This window comes from Paenibacillus sp. UNC451MF (genome assembly GCF_000686845.1).
Classification (GTDB): domain Bacteria; phylum Bacillota; class Bacilli; order Paenibacillales; family NBRC-103111; genus Paenibacillus_S.
The window spans coordinates 43,372-58,374 of record NZ_JMLS01000020.1 but is presented as its reverse complement, the minus strand read 5'-3'; the positions used below and the strand labels follow the sequence as shown (position 1 = coordinate 58,374).

The following is a 15,003-nucleotide window of genomic DNA, read 5'->3' as shown; positions in this document are numbered from 1 at the left end:
CTGTTATCAAGATTGTATTTTGTTCGTGTTTTTTCAAAATCGCTCCTTTCATCTGGCTATATCACAAATGAGGTTAATATTTAATTCTATCATGCCGATATATACTTTAATTCTTTTGGCAGATGACTTCCATCGGGCTGATGTCTATCATGGCGGGGATCCTGTTCTGTTTGGTAATTAATATTTGAAGGATTTCATAACAAGGTAGCGAAGGAGCATAGATGAATTATGAGAAGATTAAAGGTTTTATTGTTTTTGTTTATTACAGGAGTAATGACTGTCGGCTGCAACCCACAGTCCAAATCAGATAATTATGAGACTGTAAAGTTTAATGGATTGAAGGTCAGTATTCCTAAGGAGTGGACCCAAACCCCGATACAAAATTCGGAAAATGAAATATCGTATAGACTAGATGTTGGAAAAGACAAATATGGATTTTTTTATATTTATGCGTACCCTTACCCAAGAAATGTGTATAAAAGCAAGTTCATTGACTGGGAAAAGAACACATATAAAGGTGTCTTTGCACTGAGTGAGGAAACGAAGCTCAAAAAAAATATGACTGTGTTGACCTATAAAACAGACTTTAATGTACTTAAAAATGCTTCACTCCCTGATCAGGTCGTCCAAATCATAGTCATCGATGATCTTGATCGTGTACTGGAGGTTTCAATAGATATGCCAAGAGATTATTATGAACAAAACTCGCCTATTCTCAAGCATATTCAAAATAGCTTAACTTTTAGTAAATAATTAGCATTAACTGCTTACTTTAAAATAATCAACAGTATGAACTGAGACTTAGAAGTAAGGTAAAGTATAATTTCGATAATTTCGGGGGCTGTTTGTATAGCTGCCATGTCATGTTGTCTGTAAACTTTTGGTCCCACAAATGTTGGTGTAGGACGATGTGCTACTTTCTCTTGTTATGATTATCAATGGTGCCCCATTTTCTACGAATACTCTCCGCTTCTTTAACCATTCTGTCGATCAACTCGGAAACTGTAGGAATATCGTGGATCATGCCGGTCACTTGGCCTGCCTAGCCGAAGCCTTCTTCTATGATGCCATCGTAAATCCAGCGCTTGTTGGCTTCGCCACTTATATATTCTTTTAGCGCCTCATAGGTAGGTGTCATACGTTCAATGGCGAGAGTGTTATCGATGTAGCTACTTCGCAATACCCTGCCAGGTGAACCGATGGAACGTTTGATAACAGTTGTATCCGACTCTGAACTCTCTACTAAGGTCTTTTTATAAGAAGCAGATGCATCAACGCATTCCTGGGTCGCGATAAAGCGTGTGCTCTTTTCGATTCCCTCCGCTCCAAGTGCATGGGTTGCCATCCATCCACGGCCATCCCCAATACCACCCGAGGCAATGACAGGGATTTTCACGGCATCGACTACCTGAGGCACGAGCACCATGGTTCCAACGCCGTCACGTCCGATGTGCCCTCCTCCCTCCTGCCCGACGACAATCACAGCAGATGCACCGAGTTGTTCAGCTTTTTGAGCCTGTCTGCGCTAGGAAACGAGTACTAATGTGCGGATATCTGTAGGCTGCAGTATCTCTAGAATAGAGGCAGGGTTCATGCGGACCGACAAGACGAGCCGCCATTATGGATTGCTCCCCTATTCCCGCGGCGACATCCAACACCTTTCCCACCGGTTTCACTTTAGCCGCTTGCAGCATGAGTTCCGTTGCTTTCCCCATCATGTGAACTCTCTGTCTCTGGTCCCCAGCAACAGGAACCCGAAAGTCCGGCAATCCATTAGACTGAACGTTACACCTTTTTTCATATTCGCAAATAAGTTCGCAGATATACGGTTGGAATGTTTAGATTCGGTCTTTTTGGTCAAAAAATGCAATAAGACATATATGAAATTTATACGCATAATGAAGGAGGTACCATGACGCAGTTCGGGATCAGGGCAGGGGGACATTTGTTTTTTGTATTTACCTTTATTTTGTGGGTGAAGTTCGCATTACTGCGTTACTTTCTTTTTGATACAGTCGATTTGAAGTGGTGGCTTTTGGATTTGGCAAGTCTCCTTGTAATTACCGGAATCATAGAGATTTGCTTCTCGCATCGCGCCAAGCGGTATGCATATTGGGTATTCAATGCCACTTTGTCGCTAATCTGTTTTGCGGCTACCCTTTATTTTGAGCATTTCGGGTCGGTTGTTACCTATACCTCCATCCTTGAAATCAAACAGCTTATGCAAATTTCGTCGAGCATTAAAGCGACGATTCATCCGTTGGATTACTTATTTTTCGCGGACCTCGTACTTGGCCTCGTGATTTGGCTTGCAGCGAGGAAGCGCGGCCCGATCCTGAGCGCCGACCGGCCTGTGCGGCGGTCGTCTTTCATCATTGTAACCCTGGTCTGTTTGGGAATCTGCGCCTGGTTCGTTAAAATGGACAAAGGCATCACGAATGAGCTCGTCCGGGCCGAGCAGCTTGGTCTTATGAATTACGAGGTAACCGTGGCCATCAACGGGATAACCGAAAAAAGCAAAATGACATTCTCAAATTTGACGCAAGCACGAACAGTGATCAATCAGGTGGAAGCCGGTTATGGATATAATCCGACGGCAAGCCCTGATCAAAAGCCGAACTATTTCGCAGCCCAGCAGGGAATGAACGTCGTCGTCGTGCAGCTGGAGGCTTTTCAAAACTTTTTGATTAACCTCTCATACCAGGGCAAGGAGTTGACGCCTGTGCTTAATAAGCTGGCTCAGGAAAGCTTCTATTTCCCGCATGTTTTCCAGCAGATCGGCCAAGGCAATACATCCGACGCCGAATTCATGTCCAATACATCCATTTATCCTACGGGGACGATTCCCATGTCAACAGGTTACGGCGATCGGCAGCTCCCCAGTCTTCCAAGGCTGCTTGAGGGTAAAGGATACGAAGCGGATACGTTTCATGTCAACGATATTCATTTTTGGGATCGGATTAAGTTGTATCCTGCGATCGGGTTTACGCATTATTTTGACAAGCCGTATTATACGAACGACAATTTCAATTCTTTCGGGGCTTCCGACGAAGAATTGTTCCGCGTAGGCTTCGAAGAGCTTACCGAACTACACAATCAAAAAAAGCCATTCTACGCGCAGTTTATAACAGTATCGAGCCACTTCCCATTCATAGTTCCGGTAACATTCGAGAAAATGCCGATACCGGCTGCCTTACAGGGACAGGAGATCGGTAACTATCTGGAAGCTGCCAATTACGCCGATTATGCGCTTGGGACGTTTATTGATAAGCTGAAGAGCACCGGCCTGTGGGATCAAACCCTTTTCATCGCTTACGGCGACCATTTCGGGCTGCAGCCGGAGGACATTAAGCCGGATGTACTTAGCAGCGAGCTGGGGATTCCTTATCATGAAAGAATCACCCGCTTTAACATCCCGCTGTTTATCCATATGCCGGGCCAAACCAAAGGTCAAGTGATGAATCAAGTTGGGGGACAGCTCGATATTATGCCGACGATTGCCAACCTGCTTGGCATTTCTTTGAAGGAGGAGGGCTTCGTCCACTTTGGTCAGGATCTGTTAAATATCCGGAAAAATGCCTTCGGCATGAGATATTATTTGCCTTCCGGCTCCTTTTTTAATGATCATATTCTGTTTGTCCCTGGAAAAGGATTCGATGACGGAACGGCTGTGTCCCTGCAGACTCTTCAGCCTGTAGCTGATTTCCAGGCCTACAAGGGCGATTATGACTACGTCATGACCTTGATGAAATTGTCGGATCAATATGTGAATTTGCTGCCGAAGCGATAATTAGTAATTTCCATAATTGGATGCAGTCGCGATCTAGGAGGAAAAAAAGCGCCGCAGTATAACGAAAACAGCCTCATGTAGAAAACTCGGGGAAAGGGAAGAACGCGATGGACAGAAGGTCTTTTTTAAAATGGATGGCAGGCCCTCTTTCCCTTTCTTTGTTTGGGGGATTTGAGGTTTCGGAGCAGCGGCTATGGGGAGTACGAACGAACCTTCGATACCGCCTCAACCGGCCCGTAAATCTTTAGCTGCACAAATACCCGATGATCAAGCAAGGGCTATCACCCGTTGCGTACTCCCATCGTTCCGAGGCGCTTGTTTTTTTGCAAAGCTGATAATTAACGCAACAGGAATGCTATCGTCCCCCGTTAATGATTTGGTAAACACCTTTAATGTTTGATCAATTTGGTACTTACTCCTTGTTTTACTCCAATTCTCTAGAAAGTAGAATCTCCCTACATAAAAAAATAAAAGCCTGATATCTCAAGCTTTTTCTAAGTGGATAATGTAGGTACTTTTGTGTCATTGGACAGGAGGTGAACCAGCCTTCTCTGGAGGATATTCTAAGCGTAGAAGGTATCCCGGCAAATGTGTGTGTCGCCAGAATCCTGTTGCCGGCTTCGAAATGTCCATCTTCATCTCTCCATAATTCTTGAATAGTTTAATCATAGGTCTGTGATGTAAGCATTTCCCAACCTCGAATTCCTTTCGCACCGGAATAATGAAAGTACGACTTGCCGTCATCATCGTTGAGAACGGTGTCAACGATTTTCATGCCAAGTCCACCATGTTTATGTCCCCCTTATCGTTCGTCTCTCGAAAAAAACGCAACAATAACAATAACGACGAGATAAGAAACCAATCCGTATTAATCGAGCCCTATTGACTCGAATTTCCCCTTACAACATCAATGTAGAAACGCTTTGTGCCGATAAGGTTACTGTACCTTCAACTCGGCGACTTTTTTGTCTGCTTCTTCCTTAGCTTTTCGTAATGCTGAATTGATATCCGATTTACCTTCAAATACATCATTAAATGCTGCGTTAATCGCACCCGATACCGCACCGTTATATTTGGATTGGTAAATCATATTGGACGGTTGGCTCTTAAAGATGCCTTTCAGGTTTTTGCCTTTGACAAAATCAAGATCTTGCGCGAACTGATCGATAATGCTCTGATTCGTAAGCACTGTTTCTTTCCCCATCCTGGCAGCCTTCGCCTGAACTTCATCCGATACGATCACCTTCAAAACATCCATGACGTCATCGATATGTTTTGTTGTTTTGCTGACTACAAATTGATGGTAATCGACCTGATAATATTTATCAGGCGCTTCCGTAAAGGACGGTGCTTGCACAACATCCCAGTCAAGATCCTTCACCAGAGCTAAATTTCCGATCATGCCACCGGTCCAGTATGGCGCCATCGCGAGTGTCTTATCCTTTACGAACAGTTGAACATTGCTTGCATTCAATTTGAGGGGCCGATTTTCGACAACATCATAAAGCGCTTTCCCTTTGGCGAAAACGGCGTTCCAGTGATCCGAAACAAGCGCGTTCGACGTTTTTGGATCGACCAATTCGATTGACAGCGAAGATGCAAACGTCGCAATCCCGCCATGGGTGGCGACCATTCCCCGATACTGTACGCCGTTTTCAACCCGGGCTAACTTTTTGCTGAGCTCAATCGCCTCATCCCAGGTCATGCCATCCTTTGGGTAAGGGACGCCAAAGCGATCAAAAATACTTTTGTTATACCATAATGCGAACGATTGGCTCATATACGGAAGGGAATAAATTTCTCCTTTAGTGCCGAAGCTTTTGATCGCATCCATAATGGTTGGATTAAACCGTGACGTATCGATATTATGTTTCTTCAGTTGCTCTGTTAAATCAAGCGGAATGTCGCTGTCGAGCATACTTTGAATATACGGAGTTGCATAAATGAGGTCAGGAATTTCTCCAGCGCTTATTAATTCATTGAGTCCAAAATCGGGTTGAAATTTGATTGTTTCAAAAGAGATATGCGGATACAGCTGCTTCACTGGCTCAGCGATAAGCTGCTGAAAGATTTCATCTGTCATCCCGGGGTTCGAAAAAAGTACTTTCAGGGTGACCGGAGCTTTAGGTTTGCCATCATCTACTTTATCCGCTGAAGTCATCTCGCCTCCGCCGTTTGAACAACCTGCCGCCAACAACAGTAAAAAAGGAAAAACCAACAGATGTATCTTTGATCGTTTCATAAACATCAACTGTTTCATAACCATTTACCGCCCCTTTATTATTGGTTAGTATGCTTTCGTTTTTATCGGGAATAATTCAATATCTCAGTTTCCCAGCTCGTTACGATCTTGCTCCTGTTTAATCAGATAAAGCAGTGAATCAACCCCCGTATCAGATATGGCAACTGCTCGAGCGGACGGATAGGAAGATCTGACCAGAGATGATAGAACAAGTCCTGGCGGCATCTCAACGAATAACCGAGCTCCACGTTCATACAACTGTTTTGTCATATCGTGCCATTGGACTGGTTTGGCAATACTCTTAATCAAATCTTCGCGAATCGCTTCGGACGTCCGCAATAGCCGGGCGGTTGTATTCGCTATATAAGGTACTTGCGGTTCTTTTAGTGAAACACTTCTGATCGTATTCTCTAGATTGCTGGCGACAGACTCCATTAATGGACAATGGGAAGGTACGGCTACCCTTAGCAGCTCAGCTTTACGTGCTCCTAGCCCTTGTGCAGAATCCAGAACTCGACGAATTCCTGTGATCGTTCCTGCAACGGTAACCTGGTGCGAAGCGTTGATGTTGGCGATATAGACTGGATCTGCGCTGCTTGCGTTCCGAACAACAAGCTGCTGCACCAGCATTGGACCCAAACCCACAATAACCCCCATTCCATACCCGTAAGGAAAAGCTTGTTTCATCAGGGTCGCTCGTAGTTGGACAAGATGAAGTGCATCGCGAAAGGTCAATACGCCTGAAATAACCGCTGCTCCGAATGCACCGATCGAATGGCCGGCCACAAAGGAGGGCAAACCTCCCCAGTTAATAAGAGCTCGCGCCATGGCCACACCTGATAACAAGAGTGCAAGCTGCACTCCAACTGTAGAGGCTAGATTTTCCTCCGTATCGTACTCCAGAATATTGGTATTCAAGATGCATGAAGCTTCCTCGATCGTTTCTCTTACAACGTGATGATCCGGCAATTGATGCAGCATGGTTGGATATTGGGATCCCTGGCCTGGAAAAAGAAACGCCATAGTCATGGATATTGGCTACCTCCTTATATCTCAGATGGTCCATGGACATTTCACCAGCGCCGGGCCATTCATGGTTCGCATAAGAACCGTGGACTTCTCCTGCCGTGCAAGCTCGGATAAAGAGCAAGCACCTGCCGGTGTTTCCAGTAATGAGTCAACCTTGACTGAGCAACGTTGGTTGAAGGCATCCCAACCCGTAATGGTCTCCCACTCCACTTGCTGAGGCAAATAAATCGCCAGATCAATATCGCTTCCAGGATGAACGGTGTCGGCACCACTGGCCAGTTCAAATCCAATACTGCCCGTCAGCCCCCAACAGATACCGGCTCGGTTATAATAATCAGCGATCTCTTCCAATTGGGAGAAAACCTGTGATTCCGCTTTGAGGGAATACTCTCGCCACCGTGCTTGGATCGCTAGTTGTACCGGGGTCACGACCTCATTAACGAATCGAATGGGAAGAAATGCGGCGAAGCGTTGATTACGGCCCATTCCACGCACACCTACAGGGATACGGCCGTTACTAACGGGACTGCGGCGGACGACCACCCATGGTGCCCGTTTCAATGCAAGGTGTACCCATTCCGGAACTGTACTTACACACTCTAAATCAGCAGACGAATGAATCCTAAGCAAATCATGAACTTTCAGTTCCATTGTTCAGTGAGTTCCCTGCGAACGTGAATCGATAAGGAGCGTGAAGCCTGAGCTTGAACGGATTGAAGCCGACTGCTCAAATCCGCTGGAGTTTGGCGTGCGTGGGTGATCGCTTGCAGCAATGCGCTTTCGATTACCTCCATGTCACGGGATGTGGGAAGATCGGCATGGATACCCTTCAGAATATAATAAAGCGCACCGAGCGTGGCGAATGATTTCACATCGTACGCGGTTGCGGCAATTTTTCACGCTGTCTCATCCAACTCTTTTATTCGTCTCCGGGTTACCCTCGCTGCCGATTGTTTGGACATCACCTGTACGTTCACGCTCGCATCGTCCAGCGCTATGATTCGGTTGGCCTGCAAGCCGTGGGCGAGAAAGGCGCCTGAAATAGCCTGGCCGACGATCAACGCAACAACGGGGTGCCCGGCTAGCCTCGCCGTTGCATAGGCATCGACAGCAGCCGCACAGGATTGATGAATGCCAAGCAGTTCTTCTGAATATCCATAAGCCTGTCCCGGAACATCTACGATCGCAACAATGGCCCTTTTATCCCGGTCCTTGTCTTCGTCTACGACTCGCCTAACACAATCGGCAATCCTCCATCCTTCGTCCAAACCAACTTCTCCGTTTCTGGCTCGGTAAAAGCGATTTCCTGCATCAGGCACCACGGCAATAATCCGCACACGCTCCTGTCCAAGCTGCGAATCCGCCGACAAGACAGAATGGGTTCCGGTCGGTACCCGCTCATGCGCTTTCGTTAATCGATCGAAAAAGCTCCGGCCGCGGCTGTTCTTCATTCCTTCAACGATCCCAAGATCTTGCCCGAATGAAGGCAGTACGAATTCGCGCTCCGGCTGACGTAAGTCCCCCCAAAGATTTCTTAAAGCATCCGGTGTTAAGCGCTCTTGGGCATCGAGCTTAGATAAACCGTAGAGAAATCGATCTACCTGTGAGCTTCTGGATGAATGGGTCTTAGGTAACCGATAGATGGCGCGAACGGCATCTCTGATTTCCTCCACCTCATCCTCCACCAGCCTGTCGGCCAGTCCGACCGCATACCGCTGTTCCCCACCCGACATCGACCAGACTAGACGCCTGTTTCTGGAGTCGAGCTCCTGGATTCCCGCCTCTTGTTCAATAACTTCCGGACCGTTCAGCTGCATCCTGCCCTGCCTAGTCATTATAATGGCGCTGCAAAGCCCAGCTGCAATGGACATTCCTCCGAAACAGCCGATCATGCCTGCAATAACGCAAACTACTGGCTGATAGCGCTTTAGTGCAACGATTGCCGCATGGATCTCTGCGATGGCTAACAGACCATAATTTCCTTCTTGCAAACGAACTCCACCGGTTTCCAATAGGAGCACCGCGCGTGTAGGGATTCCCGCTAGATTATCGCGCAGAGCCAGCTCTAGCGCCCCTGCGATTTTGGCCCCGGATACCTCGCCAATGGCTCCTCCTTGAAATCTGCCATCAACAGAAACCAACACTGCCGGCTCTCCATCAATCATTCCTTTGGCCACAACAACGCCGTCATCGCTTTGCGGAACGAGACCTTGTACAGCGAGGTGAGGAGATTCAATCCGTTGAAACGGGTCCAAAAGCTCCCTAAGGGAGCCTTCGTCTAGCACGGCCTGGGCCCTTTCCCGAGCACTGAGCTCGGTAAAGCTGTTATTGCAGCGGAGCTGCCGGCTCATAAATCGATCACCTCCACAACTTGGGCTAAACGCAGGCTCACTACCCCCGGTGTAGCTCCGAAATCATTGATTTGAATTTGTGCGGTAATGTTATAAGTCTGAAAGAATCGGTCGAAAACGGCCTGCCAAATTTGCCCGTACCCTTCCGTTTGGGTTCTGATGTTGACCTCTGCTATACCGTTCGGAGAGGGCTCTACCAGAATTTCTAGATCCCCTGAAGCAACAACGCCGACGCACCCTCTCTTTATAACGCGGAGCTCGGTCTTATACTGAAAGTGTAGATGTTCGATTGTCAAATCCCCCTCGCGGTTTAAACACATTACCTGATGCGTTTTGAATTTTATCCAAAAACAGTACTGCCGCAAGCAAATCCGCGCTTCCCCCCGGTGAAAGACGAAGCTCTAACATTCTTTGTTCGAGCAGCCGATACGCTCCCCGGCCCGACGTTGTACACATGCCCCCTGACTTGAGCACATTTCTGGCACCCTGCTGCGTCGCCTCAAGCGCTTGCAGCCCTCCCCTGTGAAGCAGACAACTGTCTTGCAGACTGGCCATGATGGCCAGCAGAGCATGAAGGCGGGCAGTTTGTTCAGGAGCCTTCTTCGCTCTCATCCTCTGCAGCATGGGAAGTCCGATTCGGGTTACATGCGGAAAGCACATCAGCGCTTCCCCTCTTGCACCTTGAACCCCGTATTTTTGCGTAACCTCCATTCCGTTGGTCCGTTGCAGGGGGGCACGGCGATCAGGAAACTTTGAAATTCGGCCGGCGACCGCCGCAATTTCCGATGCAGATACAGGCTTGCAGTGAACAGCACAACCGGCAATCAGCAAGCCGAGAGCCCAGATCGCTCCGCGATGCGTGTTTACACCTTGTGTCACCCGCATCATCTCCTGCTCGCCGCTGCGTCCCAGGAAAGCCAGTTCTTCTCTTAATTCCTGATCCGGATTACGGCTGTATGCTGCCTTCCCCATGGCCTCGAAACAAGTGCGGAGAGCCACAGCGGACGACCTCATTAAAGAAATATCCATATTGTCATGGCTTCCTGAGGAGCGCTTGTCAACCAATCCTGGCTTTGGAGTCAGCTCCGCCTCCTCAAGCAGCGCCTGCACTGCCCAATCGGCCAATTGTTTCCCGCATTTGTCGGAATCCGCCCACATTGCAACCACCTCACCAAGTTCGAAATTTATCCGGAGGTTCGTATAATCCGCCGGAGCAATCGATTAAATCCTCAATGCTTTTGGCGGCGAGCAAAGACCTTCTTGCATCGGTTCTCCGGATTTGAAGATCCTCAGGGAAGGCAATCAGTCCATCCTGACGCATCTTATCATTCAAGGAAAGGTCATGTTCCCGCCCCAGAGGCGTCATTCCCGCGATCGCTCCGAGCGCCATCCTTCTTTCTTCCATACTTTGCGCTTTATACAAGTAAGCGATTCCATCTTCTGTTATGACATGGGTAACGTCGTCCCCATAGATCATGACCGGCGCTACAGGCAGGTTGCCCTGTCTGCCTACTTCAATGGCATCTAGAGAATCCACGAAAGCCGGTTGCCCCCCTTTTTGAAAAGTTTCCAGCATTTGGACCACAAGCTTCCTCCCTCTTATTATAGGAGATTGTTGCGTGATCAAATCTAGCCAAGCTGGGGTCGCATGTCTTCGTCCCCTCGGATCGCTACCCATGTTAGGCGCCCCGCCGAAACCCGCCAACCGGCCGGCTGTAACCGTGGATGAATTGGCATCACGATCCATTTGCAGGGTAGACCCGATAAACATATCTACACCGTACAAGCCCGCCACTTGACAAATCATCCGGTTGGAGCGAAGGCTGCCGTCAGGTCCGGTAAAAAAAACATCTGATCGTGCGGCCACGTACTTCTCCATGCCCACTTCACCGCCGAAGCAGTGTACTCTCTCTACCCAACCACTTTCGATTGCAGGAATTAAGGTCGGATGAGGATTTAACGCCCAATGCCTGCAAATCTTCCCCCTCAGCCCGAGACTTTCTCCATATGTCGGAAGCAGCAGCTCAATCGCAGCTGTATTGAAGCCAATCCCATGGTTCAAGGATTGAACCTGATGTTTTTCATATACGCCTCGGATAGCCATCATCGCCATGAATATCTGAACTTCCGTAATCTGACGCGGGTCTCGGGTAAATAGCGCTTCGAGCTGATAAGGTTTTTCCGCTTGTACCACAACATCAACCCATGAAGCCGGGATGTCCACTCTAGGCAGCTTGTCGACCAGTTCATTTACTTGCACAATCACGATACCACCTGAGAATGCTGCGGCTTCAATAATCGTAGGCGTTTCCTCCGTATTGGGACCGGTATAAAGGTTTCCCTCTATATCTGCTTTATCAGCTGCGACCAATACTACGTTCGGAGTCAAATCGATAAACAATCGTCCGTATAGCTCAAGGTAAGTGTGAATCGCACCTAGTTCAATCAGACCATCTTCCACCAGCTGTGCTATTCGCAGGCTTTGGGGACCGGCATAGGAAAAATCCAATTTACTGGCTATCCCTTTCTCAAACAAATCCAAGTGCTCCGGTCTTGAGATACTGCTGATCAGCATATGCAACTGATTGATTCGATTGCTGGATACCTTGGCGAGCGATTCGGAGAGGAAAGATGCCTGCTTCTGGTTATTCCCCTCGAGCACAACCTTATCTCCTGATTGAATCAAGACCTCCAATGCATCCACGATCCGCTCGGCAGACAGACATTTTCCATTTAACCATGATTTTACTGCAAGTAATCGTCGCAACTTCTCGTCACGGCGCTCTGACCAACGACGTGACTTAACTTCTGTGTTTTGCAAGCTCGATCAACCTCCATATCCTTTGTCTTTGCAGGAACTGGTTATCACTTTTCTATTAATATTAAGCTTGATTCTTTATTAATAAAAATACATATTTAAATATAGTTGATATAACCAAACTGATATAAAGGTGGGACATGACATTATGGAACTACAACAACTGATCTATTTCCAACAGGTGGCACATTCCGAGAATATAACCCGTACAGCCGGAGATTTACGAGTTTCCCAGCCGGCCTTAAGCAAAATGATTCGTACTCTCGAAGAAGAGCTGGGTGCATCCTTATTTGACCGTAAAGGCAAGCGGATCGAATTGAACACAAGGGGCAAAAGATTTTTGAAGAGAGTCGAAGCTGCGCTGAATGAATTGAACGAAGCTAGAAATGAGATCCAGGACGAAGAAGGAGAAGTGAAAGGTACTATCCGCTTAAGTTTCGATGTCGCCTCCTCCATTATTCCCAATTTAATAAGAGAGTTCCGCACGCTTCACCCGGATGTTACGTTTCAGCTTTCCCAGCATGACACTTACACCGCGTCAACAAACTTCGATCTTTGTGTAACCTCATTACCGATCGGCCTTCATGGTACAGAAAAGACTGTGTTGTTGAACGAAGAAATTGTACTTGCTGTCCCAAAGGATAACGCTCTATCCAACCAGGCAAGCCTTCGATTGGAACAGATCGCGAATGAAGGTCTAATCAGCCTCAAGAGAGGTCGTAGTTTGCGGGAGAAGACCGACGCCTTCTGCAAAGTGGCAGGATTTATCCCTCGCATCACTTTCGAAAGCGATGATCCAGCAACCGTGAGAGCCCTCATACGGGCGGGACAAGGCATTTCATTTATCCCTTCCATTACATGGAAAGGCGCTACAGATGAATCCATACGGCTTCTGAAAATTGAGCATCCTATCTGTTCCAGGTCCATAGAGCTGCACTGGAAAAAGGACCATTATCTAGGGCAAGCAGCACGGACTTTCCGCGAGTTTCTTATCGAATATTTCCACGAAGCTGAAGCTCGACATATAACCTAACAGTTATTTAAACCATATACGATTATATATTATTCAATATGAATATGGTCCGATATAATGGTCTAAGCAAACATTCTATCTGGAGGCTATGCAATTGATTATTAACACGAACTTAGGTCAAGTACAGGGTATTCAGCAAGGTGAACTTTACATTTTTCGCGGAATTCCTTATGCAGAGGCCCCAGCCGCCGAGCGCCGATTTTTGCCGCCGTATCCCAAGCTGCCCTGGGAGGGAGTATTGGATGCTAGCCGATTCGGCCCCAGGTCGTACCAGCCGGATAACGATCAGAAGCAATTCCTCAAGGAACAATCCGAGGATTGTTTAAGTCTCAACATCTGGACATCTGGTGTGGAGCAAGCGAACCGTCCAGTTCTTGTCAACATCCATGGCGGCGGATTTGTTAGTGGAACGGGCGCGGAATTTGCGGGTGTGACTTTTGCCAAACGGGATAACATAGTGTGCGTTTCCCTTAACTACCGCCTGGGGGCATTAGGTTTTCTGTATTTGGGCGATCTGCTGGGTGATGCCTATCGGACCACCGGAAACAACGGGATACTGGACATCGTTGCGGCACTTAAGTGGATCAAAGAGAATATTTCATCTTTTGGAGGCGACCCCAACCGTATCACCATTTCGGGTGTATCGGCCGGTGCCAAGTGCGTAAGTACGCTGCTAGCTGTACCCGCTGCTCAAGGATTATTTCACCAAGTCATTGCCCGAAGTGGCGCAATGCAGTCCATCCGTGATACACGCACTGCCAACCTAATTACTCTACGGCTTCTGGATAAACTGGGCATTCCGCATAAGGAAGCGCATCGATTACTGACACTTCCGGCACATAAGATTGTGGAAGCTCAAGATAACAGCCTTCACACTTTTGGTCCTGTACGCGATGGACTCACGATCCCAATGGAACCTATTGCTGAGGTTCTCGGTAAGCTTGACCGCAATATTCCATTGCTATTGGGGACTAATAAGGACGAAGCCGTATCCTTCATCTCGAACTCGTCCGGACTGAAAGTGCAAAACGAAGAAGTTCTGAATTCCTTATTCGGGACGAACAGCGGGTTGGTCTTGGATGCATATCGTAAAGCCGCTCTCCAAAAACCTGCTGATGAAGTTTGGAAAGACACGCTGACCGACTGCTTATACCGAATTGCGGCAGTCCGCCTCGCGGAGATGGCGGCAGAACACGGGAATCCCGTTTGGCTATACCGTTTCGAGTATACAGGTGAACAAGGAGCAATTCACGGAGCGGAAGGTCCGTTTATCATCGACTCCAATCCGGCAGAAGGAAAAGAGCTTGCAGCTCGTATGCATGCGGCGTGGGCCGCCTTTATCCGCTCAGGTAAGCCGAAAGCTGAGGGGCTGCCCGAATGGACCGCGTTCACCTTATCTGATCGTTCTACGATGATCCTAAACAAGGAGTGTATACTAGAGCATGAAGCAGACTTGAGCGAAAACCTGTTCCCAATGCAGGTGATACTCCTCCTCTAATAAGTAGCTGTGACCATGACTGGACTTCCTCTCCGCTTACCACTGATACCGTTCAGCCTGGTTATGGTGTTCCAAACAAAAGAAAGCGCATTCAAACTTGAGTAAAGAAGGTGAGAGAAGAAAAGGAATGGTGTTTCGATCCCTTGGTGCTGCTGGTTCAACAGGTAAACCCCATTTACAGCAGACAAGGAAAACTCGGGAAAGACAGGCGCATTCCTAATAAGATGCGCCTACCCTATTAA

General features: G+C 47.7%; 13 protein-coding genes and 1 pseudogene. 4 read left to right on the top strand and 10 right to left on the bottom strand.

Translation table 11 applies throughout. The features are described from left to right. The first annotated feature begins 228 nt into the window (after positions 1 to 228). A complete protein-coding gene (locus BP97_RS0120035) occupies positions 229 to 753 on the top strand; it encodes a hypothetical protein (RefSeq protein WP_028550705.1) in 525 nt (174 codons plus the stop codon). 160 nt (positions 754 to 913) lie between these two features. Here BP97_RS0120035 and BP97_RS36920 read toward each other — a convergent pair. After that, positions 914 to 1,591: pseudogene (locus BP97_RS36920) on the bottom strand (NAD(P)H-dependent flavin oxidoreductase); the annotation flags it as partial. Beyond that, on the bottom strand, positions 1,503 to 1,718 hold the full coding sequence (locus BP97_RS40730) for a hypothetical protein (RefSeq protein ID WP_197035508.1): 216 nt from the start codon (positions 1,716 to 1,718) through the stop codon (positions 1,503 to 1,505). The pseudogene BP97_RS36920 and the gene BP97_RS40730, both read right to left, overlap by 89 nt. 194 nt (positions 1,719 to 1,912) lie before the next feature. Here BP97_RS40730 and BP97_RS0120020 point away from each other — a divergent pair, with 194 nt between their 5' ends. Beyond that, complete coding sequence (locus BP97_RS0120020) at positions 1,913 to 3,790, top strand: LTA synthase family protein (protein ID WP_028550703.1); 1,878 nt, start codon at positions 1,913 to 1,915, stop codon at positions 3,788 to 3,790. Between the two features lie 937 nt (positions 3,791 to 4,727). On the opposite strand, the gene BP97_RS0120010 is transcribed toward BP97_RS0120020, so the two are convergent. From BP97_RS0120010 to mdcA, 8 genes are all read right to left on the bottom strand, one after another. After that, positions 4,728 to 6,050 carry an ABC transporter substrate-binding protein gene (locus BP97_RS0120010; RefSeq protein WP_197035503.1) on the bottom strand — a complete coding sequence of 441 codons (1,323 nt, stop codon included), beginning with the start codon at positions 6,048 to 6,050 and terminating at the stop codon, positions 4,728 to 4,730. Between the two features lie 66 nt (positions 6,051 to 6,116). Further along, a complete protein-coding gene (mdcH, locus tag BP97_RS0120005; RefSeq protein ID WP_028550701.1) occupies positions 6,117 to 7,061 on the bottom strand; it encodes a malonate decarboxylase subunit epsilon in 945 nt (314 codons plus the stop codon). Between the two features lie 24 nt (positions 7,062 to 7,085). After that, on the bottom strand, positions 7,086 to 7,712 hold the full coding sequence (locus tag BP97_RS0120000) for a malonate decarboxylase holo-ACP synthase (protein WP_028550700.1): 627 nt from the start codon (positions 7,710 to 7,712) through the stop codon (positions 7,086 to 7,088). Continuing rightward, positions 7,703 to 7,933 (bottom strand): hypothetical protein, encoded by a 231-nt coding sequence (locus BP97_RS41605; RefSeq protein ID WP_331281315.1) that lies wholly within the window; start codon positions 7,931 to 7,933, stop codon positions 7,703 to 7,705. The genes BP97_RS0120000 and BP97_RS41605 overlap by 10 nt, the downstream gene beginning before the upstream one ends. 24 nt (positions 7,934 to 7,957) lie before the next feature. Beyond that, entirely contained in the window at positions 7,958 to 9,412 is a 1,455-nt protein-coding gene (locus BP97_RS36915) for a biotin-independent malonate decarboxylase subunit beta (protein ID WP_331281314.1), read from the bottom strand. Further along, positions 9,409 to 9,708, bottom strand: a complete 300-nt coding sequence (locus tag BP97_RS0119990; RefSeq protein ID WP_442952381.1) for a malonate decarboxylase subunit delta — start codon at positions 9,706 to 9,708, stop codon at positions 9,409 to 9,411. The genes BP97_RS36915 and BP97_RS0119990 overlap by 4 nt, the downstream gene beginning before the upstream one ends. Beyond that, positions 9,677 to 10,570, bottom strand: a complete 894-nt coding sequence (locus BP97_RS36910) for a triphosphoribosyl-dephospho-CoA synthase (RefSeq protein ID WP_051620791.1) — start codon at positions 10,568 to 10,570, stop codon at positions 9,677 to 9,679. Before BP97_RS36910 ends, BP97_RS0119990 begins: the two co-directional genes overlap by 32 nt. 10 nt (positions 10,571 to 10,580) lie before the next feature. Next, the gene (mdcA, locus tag BP97_RS0119980) at positions 10,581 to 12,233 is read right to left on the bottom strand and encodes a malonate decarboxylase subunit alpha (RefSeq protein WP_028550698.1); all 1,653 of its coding nucleotides are present in this window, start codon (positions 12,231 to 12,233) and stop codon (positions 10,581 to 10,583) included. A 145-nt stretch (positions 12,234 to 12,378) separates the two neighbouring features. Here mdcA and BP97_RS0119975 point away from each other — a divergent pair, with 145 nt between their 5' ends. Both BP97_RS0119975 and BP97_RS0119970 read left to right on the top strand, forming a co-directional pair. Continuing rightward, positions 12,379 to 13,263 (top strand): LysR family transcriptional regulator, encoded by an 885-nt coding sequence (locus BP97_RS0119975; protein ID WP_028550697.1) that lies wholly within the window; start codon positions 12,379 to 12,381, stop codon positions 13,261 to 13,263. A gap of 94 nt (positions 13,264 to 13,357) precedes the next feature. Then, positions 13,358 to 14,761 carry a carboxylesterase/lipase family protein gene (locus BP97_RS0119970; RefSeq protein ID WP_028550696.1) on the top strand — a complete coding sequence of 468 codons (1,404 nt, stop codon included), beginning with the start codon at positions 13,358 to 13,360 and terminating at the stop codon, positions 14,759 to 14,761. Positions 14,762 to 15,003: the final 242 nt, after the last annotated feature.